At 62.6% G+C, this 16,596-nt stretch carries 14 protein-coding genes; 5 read left to right on the top strand and 9 right to left on the bottom strand.

Annotated elements, in window-relative coordinates:
- Window positions 1–55 precede the first annotated feature (55 nt).
- Together Q7T26_01645 and Q7T26_01640 are read left to right on the top strand one after the other, a co-directional pair.
- On the top strand, window positions 56–307 hold the full coding sequence (locus tag Q7T26_01645; GenBank protein MDO8530862.1) for a hypothetical protein: 252 nt from the start codon (window positions 56–58) through the stop codon (window positions 305–307).
- Window positions 308–541: 234 nt separating this feature from the next.
- On the top strand, window positions 542–676 hold the full coding sequence (locus Q7T26_01640) for a hypothetical protein (GenBank protein MDO8530861.1): 135 nt from the start codon (window positions 542–544) through the stop codon (window positions 674–676).
- A 27-nt stretch (window positions 677–703) separates the two neighbouring features.
- On the opposite strand, the gene Q7T26_01635 is transcribed toward Q7T26_01640, so the two are convergent.
- From Q7T26_01635 to Q7T26_01625, 3 genes are all read right to left on the bottom strand, one after another.
- Window positions 704–1,159: a MaoC/PaaZ C-terminal domain-containing protein gene (locus Q7T26_01635; GenBank protein ID MDO8530860.1), complete on the bottom strand. Its 456-nt coding sequence runs from the start codon at window positions 1,157–1,159 to the stop codon at window positions 704–706.
- 57 nt (window positions 1,160–1,216) lie between these two features.
- A complete protein-coding gene (locus tag Q7T26_01630; GenBank protein ID MDO8530859.1) occupies window positions 1,217–2,170 on the bottom strand; it encodes a hydroxymethylglutaryl-CoA lyase in 954 nt (317 codons plus the stop codon).
- Window positions 2,171–2,527: 357 nt separating this feature from the next.
- Complete coding sequence (locus Q7T26_01625) at window positions 2,528–2,776, bottom strand: hypothetical protein (GenBank protein ID MDO8530858.1); 249 nt, start codon at window positions 2,774–2,776, stop codon at window positions 2,528–2,530.
- Window positions 2,777–3,275: 499 nt separating this feature from the next.
- Between Q7T26_01625 and Q7T26_01620 the strand changes: the two genes are divergently transcribed.
- Complete coding sequence (locus tag Q7T26_01620; GenBank protein MDO8530857.1) at window positions 3,276–4,838, top strand: hypothetical protein; 1,563 nt, start codon at window positions 3,276–3,278, stop codon at window positions 4,836–4,838.
- A 60-nt stretch (window positions 4,839–4,898) separates the two neighbouring features.
- On the opposite strand, the gene Q7T26_01615 is transcribed toward Q7T26_01620, so the two are convergent.
- The 4 genes from Q7T26_01615 to Q7T26_01600 form a co-directional block, all read right to left on the bottom strand.
- The gene (locus Q7T26_01615) at window positions 4,899–6,422 is read right to left on the bottom strand and encodes a tetratricopeptide repeat protein (protein ID MDO8530856.1); all 1,524 of its coding nucleotides are present in this window, start codon (window positions 6,420–6,422) and stop codon (window positions 4,899–4,901) included.
- 1,035 nt (window positions 6,423–7,457) lie between these two features.
- Window positions 7,458–8,678, bottom strand: a complete 1,221-nt coding sequence (locus Q7T26_01610; protein MDO8530855.1) for a CoA transferase — start codon at window positions 8,676–8,678, stop codon at window positions 7,458–7,460.
- Between the two features lie 411 nt (window positions 8,679–9,089).
- On the bottom strand, window positions 9,090–10,268 hold the full coding sequence (locus Q7T26_01605; GenBank protein MDO8530854.1) for an acetyl-CoA acetyltransferase: 1,179 nt from the start codon (window positions 10,266–10,268) through the stop codon (window positions 9,090–9,092).
- A 506-nt stretch (window positions 10,269–10,774) separates the two neighbouring features.
- On the bottom strand, window positions 10,775–12,178 hold the full coding sequence (locus Q7T26_01600; protein MDO8530853.1) for an OB-fold domain-containing protein: 1,404 nt from the start codon (window positions 12,176–12,178) through the stop codon (window positions 10,775–10,777).
- A gap of 589 nt (window positions 12,179–12,767) precedes the next feature.
- Here Q7T26_01600 and Q7T26_01595 point away from each other — a divergent pair.
- A complete protein-coding gene (locus Q7T26_01595) occupies window positions 12,768–14,033 on the top strand; it encodes a S41 family peptidase (protein MDO8530852.1) in 1,266 nt (421 codons plus the stop codon).
- Window positions 14,034–14,208: 175 nt separating this feature from the next.
- Window positions 14,209–14,676 carry an SsrA-binding protein SmpB gene (smpB, locus tag Q7T26_01590; protein ID MDO8530851.1) on the top strand — a complete coding sequence of 156 codons (468 nt, stop codon included), beginning with the start codon at window positions 14,209–14,211 and terminating at the stop codon, window positions 14,674–14,676.
- Window positions 14,677–14,712: 36 nt separating this feature from the next.
- Here the strand turns inward: smpB and Q7T26_01585 are convergent, their stop codons facing one another.
- A complete protein-coding gene (locus Q7T26_01585; protein MDO8530850.1) occupies window positions 14,713–15,441 on the bottom strand; it encodes a type II restriction endonuclease in 729 nt (242 codons plus the stop codon).
- A 74-nt stretch (window positions 15,442–15,515) separates the two neighbouring features.
- Window positions 15,516–16,382, bottom strand: a complete 867-nt coding sequence (locus Q7T26_01580; protein ID MDO8530849.1) for a DNA methyltransferase — start codon at window positions 16,380–16,382, stop codon at window positions 15,516–15,518.
- Between the last annotated feature and the right edge of the window lie 214 nt (window positions 16,383–16,596).

Here is a 16,596-nt window from a genome sequence, read left to right as displayed (position 1 = left end):
CTCAGGGTGGCAACACGACGCCAGGGTGACAACACAAGACGCCATAAGGAGACATATGGCCCTCGCTGACACTCAGCCTGACCGTGTCCGCATCAAGGTCCTGGAGGCGAGCAAGCCCGCCGACATGGAGCGCGCGTTCTCGCTTTGGGTGGCTTACCAGAAACCTGCCCGCATTCTGGACGTGCACACCACCGAAAGCCCGACGGGACGCGGCGACCGTGCCCCTCTGGCCGATCGCATTCTGCACATGGTCATCGTGTACGAGATTGGCCTGTCAGGAGACGCCGACTTGAAGAACGCGACATAACGCAGAGAAGTGCACTGACACCCGCATGCAACCATCCGGTGTTATATTTGGAGTCCCACAAGCTGTCGGATGTTCTACGGCCAGGAGAAAGGGGATGCATGATGGACAGGTACACCCAGCATATCCCGTTGAACCCACATACGTGGTCGTGTGGCCTCTCGGCTGCTCGACGTCGGAGCGGGTTGACCTGAGCCCACCGATATCCGACCTGAGCGGCAAGACCGTCGGAGAGCTGTGGGCTATCTCTTCAAGGGCGATTCCATGTTCACCGTCCTGCGGGAGAAGCTTCAGGCGCGTTATCCCGGCATCAAGTTCGTGGACTACAGCGAATTCGGGAACACGCGCGGCTCGAAGGAGCGCCGTAAGTAGCCGTGGCTCCCGCGGCGTTCGTCAGCCCTAGCTTGCCACGCGCACCATCATGATGTGCTGGGCCTCCATGAGCACCGTGCCGTCGTACCGCGCGAGGGTCTCCAGCCATGTGATGACAGAAAAGCCTGGGCGGCTCTTGGACTCGCGGGCGTCCTGCAGCTTTGCCTTGGCCCGGACGGTGTCGCCCGGCAGCAGGGGCGCGGAGAACTTCACGTTGTTGAACCCCAGAAGGGCCACGGTCCGCATGCCGTGCTGACGCAGTAGCGCGGTGATATCTGGAATCACCAGCCCGACGGTGATCGCCAGGACGCAGGGACCCGCCAGGATGCGCTCGCCGAACTCGGTCGTCTTGCCGAACTCACGACTGCTGTGCAGCTCAGAGTGCGTCCAAGTCAGGTTCGTCAGGTCGGCCAGTTCTCCTTCGGATATCGTCCGCGACTGGCTGGTCAGCTCGGTCCCGACGGGCAGCTTGACAGAGACCATGATACGAGTCCTCCTTTTGTTTTGTTTCGCTCAGGATGACAGGACGGGGCGGCCCGACTACTGCACGGCGGCGCGGGCGCCCGCCGGCCAGCACGGTGTCGCGTGGGCGTGCATCGAGCGGCCGGGCAGATCGCGGCCCAGCACACGCTCCATCATGCGCGCGCAGTCGAACAGCTTCGGCAGGCTGACGCCCGTCTCCACACCCATCTCCGTCAGCATGTTGGTGACGTCCTCCGTTGACACGTTGCCCGTGGCGCCCGGCGAGAAGGGGCAGCCGCCTATCCCCGCGACGCAGCCGTCGAAGTCGGCCACGCCCGCCTGGAGCGCGGCCCAGACGTTCGCGAGGCCCATGCCGCGCGTGTCGTGGAAGTGCGCGCCGAAGTGCGCCGTGGGCAGCGCCTCCCGGAGACGGGCGAAAAGCTCGTAGGACTGGCGGGGGTTCGCGACGCCCGGCGTGTCGCCCAAGGTGATCATGTCTGGCTTCATGGCGTGGACGCGCGTCGCCAGGCCGATGACGCGCTCCGCGGGCACGATACCGTCAATGGCGCAGCCGAACGCCGTCGAGATGGTCAGGTTGACCGTCATGCCCGCTTTGTGCGCCGCGTCAATCATGCCGGGCATCTCGGCGACGGACTCGTCCACGCTCTTGTTCACGTTGCTGCGATTGTGCCCCTCGCTGGCGGAGAAGACCAGGTCAACCTCGTCGAGCTTCACGCCCTCCTGCTTGACGGCGATGGCCCGCTCCAGGCCCTTCATGTTCGGCGCGAGGGCGACGTAGGTGACGTTCGGGACGCGCTTGATGCGGCGCAGGACGTCCGCGCCGTCCTGGAGCTGCGGGACCCACTTGGGGTGTGCGAAGGAGGTGATGGCTATCTTGCGTAGGCCCGTGTCCAGCAGGGCGTTGATGATCTCGACCTTCGTGTCGGTGGGCAGGATGGCCTTCTCGTTCTGGAGGCCGTCCCGCATGCCTTCTTCCTTGAAGGTGACGCGCTTGGGCAGGGGCAGGGTCATGGCGAGGCTCCTTTCCGGTCTGTGCGAGTGCATTCTAGCCCGCGGCGTGGCGTCGTGGCAAGGGACGTACCTCACCCCCTCGGTCCCCCCTCTCCTGCCAGGAGAGGGGGAAGATATAGGACGGATACGGGAGGACACCTCCCGTACCCTCCGGCGGGGACTCCGTCCCCTGCACCCTTGGGCTTGTTACAGGACTGAGGCAGGTGACACACTCTCCGGCGGGGCTGCGCCCCTGCACCCGCATGCGGAGAGGGCAGGCGCGACAGATAGGGATTTGAATTGTTTCATTTTTTCTTCGGGGCCTGTCGTATCTGGCCGTCGTATTTGGCGGCGTGAGTTATGAGTTTTTGTTTTGGTCTAGGGCCCGAGGTCGGGGCCCAGGAGCCGTTCAATAGTGTGACGCTGGGTCTCACGGACGCGTCTCCGGGCGGCGGGCGCGAGACGGCCACGACGTCGAGCGGCCTCACGCAGGACGATGTCGCGGACGAGGGGGATGCGGAGGAGGGCGCGCATAAGGGTCATGTACCTGGGGGAGTGCGCGCCGTTCTTGAAGGCGTTGAGGTTGCCTTTGGGGGCGCCTCTGGGCCGCGGGCTGCGACGGGGCATGGGGCACGCTCCTTTCTGCGCGGGCGTCAGGGCAGACACGCAGGTCTGCCCCTACAACGAATTGGCGGGCAACAGGGCGGACACATCGGTCTGCCCCTACATCGTGGGGGACATCCGGCAGGGCAGACACGCAGGTCTGCCCCTACGAGCCGATGCGCCGTGTAACACGCATGTTCTGTTTACAGGGTAGCGCGCGAGTTGCGGGAAGGGCAAGGGGCGGGTGGCAGGGCGCGGGGGTTGGGGGTTGGGGGTTGGGATTGTACCTCACCCGCTCGGTCTCCGCGTGCAGAGAGGGAGAGAATCCGGGAAGACGCCTGTGAATGGGCGGGCTTGGGATCGGAGCGGAGGAGCGTGGGGAGAAGGTAGGTGATGAGCGTATACTAAAGCCCGGGGTTGTTTTCACGGCTTGATGAAAGCGTGCTACGGGGATTGGTATAGTGGCGAGATCAAGGGATGTGATACGGCGGCGCTGACAGATGCTGGAAACGGGAGGAAGAGAGTGACGCTTGAGGTAATCGGCGTTGAAGGCGCGAGCGCAGCGATATACCTGAAGCACACATTGCAAACTTACAGCCAGACTTTGGCCACGGCTGCAGACTTAGTCCAGGACTGGCATGGTCTAAGCCAGATCGAACAGAAACTTGACAGGTATTCATCTGCTGGCAGGGCACAAGCCGTGTTCATCGTATGGGACTCCGATGTGTTTTCTCGCCCTGGTCAGGTACAGGCCGCTTCGGTGGCTGACCATCCGCTTAGTTTCGCTTTCCAGCCCGATTTCGAGGGGCTGTTCCCAGATTGGATGCTCGCTGAAGCCTTGGCTATCTACGACTCAGGCGCGGCGTATCCGAACGAGGATGAAATAAGACGTTCGTGCAGAATCCAAGCCCCAGCGAATTTGAGTTTCTACCAGAAGCTTGCTGCCTGCATAAAAACCCATGCCCAGAAAAAGGGACAGGACCCCTCAACGGTTCATGTTCCGGACAAGGTGAAGCTCGCTGAAGCGCTGGCCAAGGTGGCCAAGAGAGCCTGGTACCAGCCGGAGCAGATGAGGAGACTGTGTCAACTCCTACAATCACTGGTTCCCGCCAATGCCCAAGAAATGACCTTGACCGTAGGTGGATCAATGTCGGCCCCCTTCAAGTTCAATCAAAGGACCGTTACTCATTACGGGCTAACAGGGAGGTTACTGCTTAGTGTTATACCTGACCTATGGATGATTGACTTGGGACGCGGGACAGCCACCAAGTTAGTTGAGGGCAAGGTCAGCGGCCCCGCCTCGTGGTCGCCGGACGGGGCGAAGGTCGCGATACCCAGCATACCCTCTCATAACATCCCCAATAGTGAGGCTATCCGAGTGTTCGATATGGCGTCAGATATACTGGGGACTGAGCGGCTGAGGGTAGGTCACTACCTCTGCTGGTCCAAAGACGGAACGATATACGCTAACTCTCTTCAGAGTGGAGGATATCAGATCCACGGAATTCGTCCCAGCGACCCTTCTTACAGAAGAGTCCTGAAACTACCTGCCGGCGCCATCGTCTCTTGCATTGACCGAAACCGAGACCGCATCCTAATCGGAGATCAGAGCGCATACCGTGGCAGAAGAGTGCTCAGCATTTTTCAGTTGAACGATGGGGCCCTCGTCGCCGAAGACGTTGCCGGGGAGTTGCAGTTGGCCGAATGGTCTGCTGGGGCCTTCTCACCAGATGGAAGGCGCATCTCCCTGCCCGTCGAGGAGGGAACAGGCGACAGCCGGGCAAGTCTCTACATCCTCGACCTTGATGACAAGCAGGGGCGCCGGATGACTCCGCCTGACGGACGGGTGCAATCTAGTTGTTGGTCGCCAGATGGAACGAAAGTGGCGTTCATGTGGTCCAGGTGGCCGGGTGACTCGGTCAGAACTTGGGTGGTTGATATCCAAACACGTCAACTTGATCCCGTTGTCGAGGGTGGATTTGGAAACGGCGCTTTGAACGCACTAGGATGTCATTCCTGGGCAGATTCCAATCGGGGTGACAGGAGGCCGTCCGACCGTCGCGACATAAGTCACATCGCATATTGAGCGCGTGACATAAAATAAAGCGTTCTGTCGAGTTAGGGGAGGGGAGAGCGCGGCGTTATGTCATTTCCCAGAGCGCAGCGCGGCGACCTGTTGCAGGGCGGCACGCGCCCGCTCCAGCCATGACTCGGCCTTCTCTTGTTCAAACGCGCGCACGCTTTCTTTGAGAGCGGCTTCCGCATCCGCCAGCCACTTCGCCCTGCTTTCGCTCTTGGCGAGTTGTGCTACGCCTAGGGCCAAGTACGCGCGGCCCAGGTTAAGGTTCGTGCCGCCGTAGTCCACGGGGAAGGCGGCCAGGGTGCGGACCTTCAGGGCCTCCTGGTAGGCGGCGACGGCCTTCCCCAAGTTCGCCTCTTTGTCCCGCACGTCCCCCAGGTCGCCGTAAGCGTTGCCCAAGTTGTTCTGGGTCGCGGCGTGCTGGACGGGGAAGGCGGCGTGGGTATAGACCTTCAGGGACTCCTGGTGGGCGGCGACGGCCATCCCCAGGTTCGCCTCCCTGTCCCGCACGTCCCCCAGGCTCCGGTAGGCGATGCCCAGGTTGTTCTGGGTCATGGCGTGCTGGACGGGGAATCTTTGCCGTGTATAGAACAAGAGGGCGCGCCCGTACGCCTCAATAGCCAGCAGCAGGTTGTCCTCGCGCCCCTGGGCCTTGACCTGCGCTATCTCGTAGAAGCTGTCGCCCGCTTCCAGGCTTATGCGGGCGTAGTCGGCGGAAATACGTGTCATGTCTGTGGCCTGCCTAATCCACTCGTCGCTGTAGGAGTACAGCTCCTTCAGTGCCTCGTTGAAGACGTCCGCGGCGGAGCGCCACTGGCGACGGACGTGGCTGCAATAGGCGATCAGCCCGGTGAGCTGGCGCATGACCACCGCCACGGCGTCGGGGCTGCGGCGCTGGCAGGCGTGGCGGCCCACGGACAAGAACAACGAGGTAGCTCCCTCAGCCTGTTTGGTCGCCCCGTTGGTCTTGTCCAGCCGGGCCTGTACCGTCCGCGTGTACAAAGTCAGAACGGAGGCGAAGGTCGTCATGGTCCCCTCGTTCACGGCGCGGCGCAGAAGCTCGTCCAACGCCTCGGTATCGCCCCTTTGAAGCAAGCGCCGGGCCATTCTTTCAGGCAGCAGAGACTTGATGTTAGCCACCGTGAAAGGAACGAGGTATGCCAGCGCCGCCAGCGCCAGCACAAGGGCAACATTGACACTTATTCTGTCCCCTCCGTCAGCCGGAAGCCAGCTTCCCAATCCGGCGAGAACGAGAAGGGACAAGACGATGGCCACCAGGTAGATGACCACCGCGGACCAGAGCCAGAAGTCCCTCAAACGCAGGTTCACCACGCGCGGTGTATAGGACTGCGCGGCGAGCTGCGTGACCACCAGGCTGACCGTGACCAGGACGGCCAGGACTGCGGCCAGGCCCTGCACAATAGAGGAAAGAAGGTAGAGGCGGCTGTCTCCGGCGGTCGGGTAGTAAATGCCCCAGTCGCTGAAGACGACAAGCGCCAGCAACATGAGTGCCGCGCCGGCGATCACCACAAGTATGCGGTGCTCCCATTCATCGTGCCGCGCGAGCCATTGTCTTAACCGAGATACCACGTTCTTACGCCTCATCTCACGCACGGCCCCATTGTGCGCGCACCACGTCGCCTGCGCAACCCCGATAAGGCCGTGTCCCGCGCCGGTCGCCGGTGCGTGGCGTGCCCACGGAGGGGAGAGCGCGGCGTTATGTCGTACTTGGTGTGATAGGGTCGCTGCGGCGGGAGATTCCTCACTGCGTTCGGAATGACAGGGTTGCTCATGGATTCGACCCTTCGGCTCCGCTCAGGGCAGGCAGGCTCACCATGAGCGGGGGGAAAGGCGCGTGCTCCCGCTCCGATCCGGAGGGCCGCCCTCCTCCGCCGCGCAAAACAGGCCTCTGTTTCGCCCTCGCCCGACGCTGACGTCGGCCCGGCCGCCGAGAGGGGCTGTTTTGAAGGCGGTCTTAGAACCTGACAGTGGCGGCGCTCCAAAGTCGTTGCGAGCGAGTCTTCGAGCGAAGCAATCTGGTGTGGTAAGGGTCACCCGCCCCGCCAGGTTGCCACGTCCCGACAAGTCGGGACTCGCAACGACGGGGTAACCAGGTCTGACAGTGGCGACAGTAGTCGGTGTGGTGGTCGGGGAGGACCGCGATGAGCAGGAACTTGCCGCGACGCCGTGCGGGGTCTCGCCGAGGGTGGCGCCGGTCAGCGCCGCGTTGCGAGGGTACGACGCGCTGGCCGCCCCGCCGTGCGGGGTTCAGGTAAGCGCGGACGCCCCGCATGGCGGGGAGCTCTGCCGTGCACCGCCCCGTGCGCGCGCTGCGGCGAGCGCTCGGCGGCATAGCCAGCCCTTTTCCTTCCACGTATGTAACTTCGCCCTATAATTGTTATGTCAGACACTAAACGCTGGTTAATCCAGTATTGACATAACGCACTGCGTTTAAGGCGTCCGCGGGGGAGTGGTCCGACGAAGGAGATGCTCCGTCGGCAGAGGCGCAGAGAAAGCAGAGGGGTCCAACCACCTCCTCAGCATGACAGGCTCCGGCCCGGGAATCCTGGATTCCGGATCAAGTCCGGAATGACGGGCATTGCGCAGTTGTGCCGCGACACTACACTAGTCGTCGAGCCGCACGACGGCGCGGGTCGCCAGCTCTTTGATGCGCGCGGCGTCGTAGCCGAGCTCCGCGAGGATGTCGCGGGTGTGCTGCCCGAGCAGCGGCGGCGGCGCGCTCGGCGTCGCCGGCGTCTTCTCGAACTTCACTGGCACGCCCACCGACCGGAGCTTCCCGCGGTTCGGATGCTCCTGGGTGAGCACCATGTCGTTGGCCTGCGTCTGCGGGTGGACGCACAGTTCGTCATATGTCTGCGCGGGGTCAACGCGCATCTTGGAGGCGCGGAAGATGCTCACCCATTCACTGGCGGTGCGCCGCGAGAAGGCGGCGTCCAGATGGGGGTACAGCTCGTGCTTCAGCGCCTCGCGCTTCTCCTGGGTGTCGTACCGGGGGTCGCGCCCCAGCTCCGGTATCCCCAGCACGTCGCACAGCTTCGGCCACTCGTCGCGCGAGCCGAAGACGCTGACCAGGTCGCGGTCTTTGGCGCGGAAGGCGCCGAACGGGAACTGGCCGCACAGCCAGCCGCGCCCGCGACGGACCATCTTTATGTCATCCATCAGGTAGGCCGCGATCTCGGTTGACTGCATGAACATGACCGAGTTGACCAGGTTGTTGGATATCTTCTGGCCCACGCCCGTCTTCTCGCGCGCGAAGAGCGCGGCGAGGACGCCGAAGGCGCTGATGACGGCGCCGGCGTGGTCGGAAAGCGCGACGCTGTTGAGGTATGGCGGCTGGCCCTCGGTGCCCTGGGCCGCGATGACGCCGCCGAACGCCTGCGCCCACATGTCGCCGCAGATGCGGTGCGCCAGCGGCCCCTCCTCGCCATAACCGGAGAGCGAGCAGTAGATGAGCCGCGGGTTCCCCTTCGACAGCTCATCGTAGCCCAGGCCGAGGCGCTCCATGACGCCGGGCCGAAAGCTCTTGATGAGCACGTCAGCCCGTTCCGCGAGCTTGAGAGCGACCTCCAGGCCCTCCGGTTGCTTTACGTCAAGTGCAAGCGACTGCTTGCTGCGGTTCCAGGCAAGCCACTTGTAGCTCTCATCCCGTGTCGTCTCCACCGCGTACGTTCGCCCCGGCATGTTGCCATAGCGCAGCGGCTCGCCTTCAAGACCCTCCACCTTGATGACCGACGCGCCCAGGTCGCCGAGCACCATGGCGCACATCCCACCGAACGCGCCGGACGTGAACTCCAGGACGCGGATGCCCTCAAGAGGACCAGCCATAGGTCACCACCTCTGCTTTTGAAGATGCGCCTGTCCGTGGCGCGGTCGAGGCCGTCAAGGCCTCGGAAAACGGCTTGCGCGGCGAAACGGCGCGCTCCGTAAGCAATGAGCTGGTTGCGCCGCAAACTATGTCATTATGCCACCACTGCTACAGAGTAGGGGAGGACTGACTGGTCAGTCCTTGTATGATGGACAGGCTCCCGGACGTGACGCCGCGGTAAGACCAGTTCCAGTGGCTCTCGCTAGAACACGTTTCAGGGGTCTGTCCCGCACCCTTCGACAAGCTCAGGGTGAGCGGGGCTTACTCGCCGCTCATGGTGAGCCCTTCGGCTTTGCTCAGGGCAGGCTCTGTCGAACCATGAGCGGGTTTCAACGCGTATTTGAGTGGCTTCAAGAGTTTTGAAATGACGCCTAGTCCCGCTGGCCGAAGATGCCGATGGCGCAGGTGAAGGAGCCGGGCTGGCCGCCCAGGTTGTGCGTCAGCCCGATCTTCGCGTTCTTGAGCTGTCGCGGTCCCGCCTTCCCCTGCAACTGCTTGTACACCTCGTAGATCATGCGGATGCCGCTGGCTCCGATGGGATGGCCGAAGCACTTAAGCCCGCCGTCCGTGTTGATGGGCAGCTCGCCGTCGAGGCTGAACGTGCCCGCCTCCACGTCTTCTTTCGCGCGTCCTCGCTTGGAGAAGCCCAGGTCCTCGTAGATAATCAGTTCGGTGATGGTGAAGCAGTCGTGGACCTCGGCCATGCTGATCTCTTTGCGCGGGTTGCGGATGCCCGCCTCCTCGTATGCAATCTTCGCCGCTGTCACGTTCTCCGGGAAGGTCGTGAAGGTGTAGTCGTCCCGCAACAACCCCTGCCTGCCGCCCGCGGTCAGGCCCATGCCCTTGACCAGCACGTAGTCGTCCCGGAAGTTCTTGGCTATGTCCTCCCGGCAGATGATGGCGACCGCCGCGCCGTCGGAGACGCCGCAGCAGTCGTACAGCCCCAGGGGCCAGGCGATCATGGGAGCGTTCAGCGCCTGCTCCAGGGTGATCTCGCGCTGGAAGTGGGCGCGCGGGTTCAGCGTGCCGTTGTGGTGGTTCTTGACCGCTATCCGGGCCAGCGTCCGCCTCGCCTCGTCGTAGGGAATCTTGTAGTCGTGGAAGTAGCGCGTCGCGGCCAGCGCGAACTGCGCGGGCGGCGGAGTGGGCGGGGTGACGCCGCTGTCCGGCGAAATCTGGGTGGTGCCCAGGCCGGCCCATCCCGAGTCCTTCAGTTTCTCGCATCCGGCGACCATGACGACGTCGTACACGCCCGCGGCGACGGCGTAGCAGGCGTTGCGAAAGGCGTCGGTCCCGGTGGCGCAGGCGTTCTCAATGCGGGTGATGGGGATGTAGTCGAACTTCAGGGCCTCGGCGAGGGGCTGTCCCGTCCACAGCGTCGTATGGCTGCCGAGCCATGCGGCCTGGATGTCCTTCGCCTCGACGCCCGCGTCCTTGTAGGCCTCTTGCGCGGCCTCAACCAGCAGGTCCTGCCAGCCCGCGTCCCAGCGCTCCCCGAACTTGGTGCAGCCCATCCCGATGATGGCTACTTTATCACGAATGCCTGGCATGATTGCGCCTCCTCCAGAAGCTCTATGCCTTACTCCGGGGTCCTGACCTCACCCCCTTGGTCCCCCTCTCCGCCCGCGGAGAGGGGGAGAGATAAAGCGAATCTGGGAGGACACCTCCCAGACCCTCCGGCAGGGGCCGCGCCCCTGCACCGCGTCTGTGTGGGCGTCATTGCGTCCCATTGTTCTCCTTCAAGGAGAGGGGGAAGAAAAGAGTTCTTCGGGAGGACACCCTTCGTCCTTCCCTGGAAGGATCAGGGCAGGCTCTCCCAGACCCTCCGGCAGAGCTGCGCCCTGCACTGCGTCTTGTGTGGGCGTCACTGCGTCCCATTGTTCTCCTTCAAGGAGAGGGGGAAGAAAAGAGTTCTTCGGGAGGACACCCTTCGGCTGCGCTCAGGGCAGGCTCTCCCAGACCCTCCGGCAGGGGCTGCGCCCCTGCACTCGCCTCTGCGCGGCGTTATCGTGTTCCACCGTTCTCCGCTTGTTCTCGCCGAGCCGCTGCGTGAAGCCTACGCGCGTACGGGCGTGGCTTTCCAGTGATAGTTGTGAATGCCGCCGACCGTGTGCAGCCGACGGAAGCTCATCTCGACGGGCAGCCCAACCCTGACCTCGCTCACTTCCCGGTCCGTCATCATCGCCAGCATCCGGCCGCCGCCGTCGAAGTTGACGACGGTGATCGCCATTGGCATATCAATCGTGCCCGCGATGTAGTCCAGCGAGTAGGTGTATATCTCCCCGCGTTTGTCGGAGAGGCGCACCATCTCCGCCTGGTCGCTGGCCTTGCAGAACGTGCATATCCGCTGGGGCGGGTACTCGGTATGGCCGCACGCCTTGCACCGGCCTCCGTACAGGCGCAGGTTCTGGTCGCGCTCGCGCAGCAGCGCGGGCGGCGAAAGCCCCGGCGGGTTCGGTCGCCGCGCCGCCTCGCTCACCTGGAGCTGTCGCCAGCGGAGATAGGTATCGTAGTCGGCCAGAGGACGCCGCGCCTCCAGGTGCTGCTTCACCCCGCGTCTATTCCCGACCTGGGTGATGCGCTTGGTGACGCGCAGGAGGCACACGTCCGCTCCGTCGCCATAGGCGGCCAGCAGGATGCGGTCGCCCGGCTGGGCGGTCTCCAGGGCGGCGACCAGGAGCATGATCGAGAAAGCCGCGCCTGTGTTGCCCACTTTGCTGAAGAGGGGGTCCTGTATCTGCCGCGGCGAGAAGCCCAGCTTGCGACCCAGTTCGCCGTGGCGTCGCGGGTCGAGCGCGGTGTAGATGGCTTTGGAGATGTCAGCCGTCTTGAGGTTGAACTTCTTCAGTGCCCCCTGGACGGCTTCCTCCATGATGCGGAGGTAGCCTTCGTCAGTGACGAACCGCTCCTCCCATGTGCGGAGGAACGTCTCGCCGCTGGGTCGCCACACGTCCAGCATGTGCTCGGACAGGGAGTGGCTGCCCTCGATCTCCGCGATGGCGTCGGAGTCGGACAGCAGCAGCGCCGCCGCGCCGTCGCCCAGGGAGCGGTCGAGGTCGCTGCGGGGCGCCGCCATTCGCGCGTCCGAAGCCGTGACAAGCGCCTGCTTCACCGAGCCGCCCGCGATGGCGTCGGCGGCCATGCGCAACGCCGTTGTGCCCGCCCGCAGGGTGCCGGTGACGTCAGCGGTCAACGTCTCTCGCGGCAGGTCGAGCGCGGTGGCGACGAGTGTGGCGCCCTGTTTGTCGGCGTAGGGAGACGAGCTGGTGGCCAGCAAGAGGCTCGAAACGTGGCCCCTGTCCTCTCCGTGGAGGCAGTCAATACCTGCCGCGACGGCCATCGTGACGCTGTCTTCGTCGAAGTTGCTGACAGCCTTTTCAGTGGCGAGACCCCAGCCCGCGGTCTCTTTGCCCAGGAAGTACTTGGGGATGTAGGCTCCGTAGGACTTGATGCCGACCATCGGACCTCCTCACGCGAGGTGGATGCCCCGATAGATAGGGGCCTGTGGAACGCCGAGCGCTCGGCCCACGGCGGCGAGCAACGAGAGCATGCTAGCATGCGGCTACGGGGGTGTCAACGCGACCAGAAAGCAGGGCCAACGCGTCTTAAATGTGAGCGTTCTTTCCCGTCCGTCCGGTGAGTCTTTGAAGAGATGCTGAAAGAAGCCCGCCGGTCCACCACCGTCATTCCGGCGTAGAGCTTGCCCCGTACCTGATACGGGGCCGGAATCCAGCGCTTCCCGGCGCTTCTCTGGATACCGGCGGAAGCCGGTATGACATGGAATAGGGAGCGCGTTTCCGAAGCAGGACGCGAGCGTCGCCGGTTGCGGGCGAACTTGTGTCCCTGGGCTCCGGCCCACGGCCTTCGCCGGGGCAGGCTTTTCGCCGGAGCGACGAAGGGATGCCCCCTTTGTGGTTTGCCATGTCCGTGAGTAAGAAGGGATTAGACGCGATGGCCCTAGACCGGAAAGGCGGCCACTTGTGCTAGAATGGCACTGTCCCATCTCACCAAACGTTCCGGAATGGGAGAAAGCATCCACGAGGATACATATGGAACACTTGACCAGACACTCTCTCAAAATCACAGCCTGTCTTCTGGCTGTGATGATGCTTGTCGCCACCGCGTGCACCGCGTTTCCGCTGGCCCGTGTTGTGCCCCAAGCGTCCTCGGCACCGTCAGCCTCCGCGGCGCCGGCGGCGCCTGCCGCAGCTCCGAGGGCTGCCAGCAAGGACTTCGCCCTGGTGACCGAGGTCTGGAACGTCCTCCAGCAGGACTATGTGGATAGGAACCGGCTGGACTCGGAGAAGCTAACCCAAGGGGCGGTAAGGGGCATGATAGAGGCCCTGAACGATCCGTACACCGCTTACATTGACCCGAACAGCTTCCGGGTTGACCAGGAGAGCCTGCGCGGGAGCTTTGAAGGAATCGGCGCGGTCGTGGCTGTCCGCGAGGGCCAGATCATCATTGTGTCGCCCTTCACCTCGTCGCCTGCGGAGAAGGCGGGCGTGCGCCCCGGAGACGCGATCCTGGCCATCAACGGCGAGCCGACCAAGGGCCTGACTCTCCAGGAGGCGGTGCTCAAGATACGAGGCGCCCGCGGCACTTCCGTGAAGATAACCATCCGTCACGCCGGTGAGAAAGAGTCAATAGACCTTCAGATAGTCCGCGCCGACGTCCGCATTGAAACGGTGTCGCTGAACGTGCCCGACGACAAGTTGGCCGTGCTGCGCATCACTCAGTTCAACCAGCGCACGGACCAGGAGGTCAGGGCCGCGCTGGAGGAAGCCAGGCGGAAAGACGTCAAAGGCATTATTCTGGACTTGCGGAACAACCCTGGCGGCCTGCTCGACGTGACGGTCAACGTGGCGAGTCAGTTCCTGAAGGAAGGCCTCGTCCTCTACGAGGTTGATAATCAGGGGCGGCGCACGGATTGGCCCGTGCAACCGGGTGGTCTGGCGCTTGGCCTTCCTGTCGTGGTGCTCGTCAATCAGTACAGCGCCAGCGGCAGCGAGGTCCTGGCGGGCGCCCTTCAGTCCGCCAAGCGGGCCACGCTTGTCGGAGTCAAGACATTTGGTAAAGGCAGCGTCAACATCATCCGCTCTCTCAGCGATGGAGGCGGAGTTTATGTCACGCACGCCCGCTGGTACACCCCCAGCGGTAACTTGATAGAGGGCAAAGGCCTGGAGCCGGATATCGAAGCGCCGCTACCCCCGGGCGCGAACGACGCCACCGCTCCGCGAGTGGACGCCAGCCCGGACGTCCAACTCCAGAAGGCCCACGACGTGCTGGCGCAGCAGATGGGCCTGGCGCGCTAGTATGGTGTCCCCGAAGTTCGTTGCCCCCGATGAAATCGGGGCGGGGTACACCCCTCCTCCAGATTGCTTCGTCCTCCTTCCGCGGAAGGACTCCTCGCAATGACAATTCATACGCGTATTTCAGGGACAGGACACCAGGTGACGGACAGAAACCCGCCCTTCGCTGAGAGACCTGATGCCCGCTAAAGACAAGGAGCAGAACGACAAGGTCATCGCGGTCAACCGCCAGGCCTTCCGCGACTACGATATCCTTGAGCGCATGGAGGCGGGCCTGGTCCTGACCGGCACGGAGATCAAGTCGATCAGGGCGGGCCAGGTGAGCCTGCGCGAGGCGTACGCCAGGGGCCAGGGCGGGGAGCTGTGGCTGCTAAACGCCAACATCGCGCTGTGGCCCGGGGGCAACCGGTACAACCACGACCCGTTGCGCCCGCGCAAACTGCTGCTCCACAAGGACCAGCTCCGTGACCTGCTCCTGCAGGCCAACTCCAAGGGCCTGACCGTGGTGGCCCTCCGCCTGTACATGAAGCGACACAACGCAAAAGTCGAGCTGGGGCTGGCGCGCGGACGCAAGAAGTACGACAAGCGCGACATCATCGCCCGGGAGGACGCGGAGCGCCGCATGCACCGGGGAATCCGCACCTGATTCAGGCCGTGGTCAAGCTTTGCACAAATAATCCGATCAGGGTTTCGGCCAGAATTGGCGGAGTTGAGGTAGCCGCACAGAAGCCCATTCGGTGTAACTGAGCACCATTGGGGTTGCAGTAAACTTTTTGATCTTAACGGCGTCCCAAACGACTAGATGAATGTTGTACTTCGCGCAGATCGTCGCGACATGCCCCATAGTGACATCCTCGTCTGCCGTGAAAAGAAAGACATTCGGTGTGCGAAGGTTGAAAAGTTCCTCAGCAACCTCTGCCCAACGCTCCCTAAGCGTCCGCTTCACAGATATCACAGCAGCCATTGTTTTGTTCTTCGTATGAAAGGCCGCATCCGGTAGCATGAAGTCTGTATGGTCTGCCTTCTCCTGCTTCTCGTAGGAGAGGCTTGCCAACTTGAAGAGCCCCTCAATCTGTAGTTCAAAGTCTTTGCCGCCCCTAGCCATTCTGCCCTGTCCGACGCTTAGGAACGCCCTGCGTAGTCGTGGATACCAGCGGGTTAGCAGAAAGGTTACACCAGCGGCAAATCCTTGTTTCTTTGCCACCTTCTCGCCCTTGGCGACATCTTCTGGGTAGGTGCTGACGAACTCCTCAGGAATGCCAGTAGCATAGGTCAGTACCTCATAATCCTCTAGAGTGACCAACGTCTCGTCATACAGCCGCCGAAGCATTTCGTTGAAGTTCACCAGGACATCAGCGGGGAGTATGGAACCAGGGAGATACCTGAGACGAGTGAATGTCTCCGCAACCATACGGTCCGACGAAGGCATGGCCGTACGCTTACGCACCCGCTGCATAAAACGCTTGGCCTCGTCGCGTGGGTTATTCATGAGGCCAGCGGTTTGATGAAATCCAACAGATACTCAAATGTCGTCCCCATGGTGATGTAGTTGTTGGGCCATCCGAAAATCCCAACGCGGTTCACGATATTTGTCCTGTCCCAGATGACTGTGTTTCGGAACTCGTACCCCGCCTCTGTGAGGGCTTTGATAACAGCTATGTGAATGGTAATTCTGTGATTCTCCCACCACATGTCGGGCACGTTGACAATGCAGTGAGCGCCGGGTTTCAGTAATGGCAACAGGCCGCGAAAGATTGCCTTCATTTCAACCTGATAGGCGTCGATGGGGAGTAAGCCAAGGTCGGAAGGATTCTGCGAATATTGCTCGACCTTCAGGAATTGGCCATTTCCGCGCTCGTCACCCCGTCGGCTTTTGTTCTTGCGTTTCCTGTTCAAGAGGTTGGCGTAGGGAGGCGAGGTTACAATGAGATCGACCGTATCTGGTTGCAGATAACGCGGGATATCTCGTGCGTCGGCGGCGACTGCAGTCTGGATGCCGCCCTCGGCTACCAGTGGTATCTGGCGAAGACGATCTGTGGCGACATCCACGTAAGCCTGACTGAGATCAAAGCCGACCGCGTTGCGCCCGAGGTCCCGCGCCGCCACAAGCGTTGAACCTGATCCGACGAATGGGTCGAGCACCAGCTCGCCCCGATGGGTCAATAGCCCGATCCATCGCTTAGGCAATGCAATCGGAAAGGTCGCCGGATGCACGTTCTTGTCCCGCATGTCGCGCTGTTCGTAATTGAACTGCCAAACGCCGATTTGCCCTTTGATCCAGTCCTTCGCATCAGCACAACTGATGTGGTTTTCTGAACATGCGCAAGTGCGCTGATGCGGAATGTCCAGCATCATGGGCGGGGTTAGTCTAACTGTCTCAGCAACCACAGAGCCTCCCTATCCGTCAAATGGCGGTTCCTAAGTTTTCTTCTTCTTCGGTTCCCGAACCCTCGGCGTGTTCCAATACGGGCTGTTGCACTTAGGGCAAACTCTCGGTTCTCGTTCAATATTGTTCTTGTTTGGCACCCATTCGTGTCCGCATCTCTGGCACCAGCACCCCCCAACA

Source organism: Dehalococcoidia bacterium (assembly GCA_030648205.1).
Lineage (GTDB): Bacteria > Chloroflexota > Dehalococcoidia > JAUSIH01 > JAUSIH01 > JAUSIH01.
This window is presented reverse-complemented; position numbering and strand designations above follow the sequence as displayed.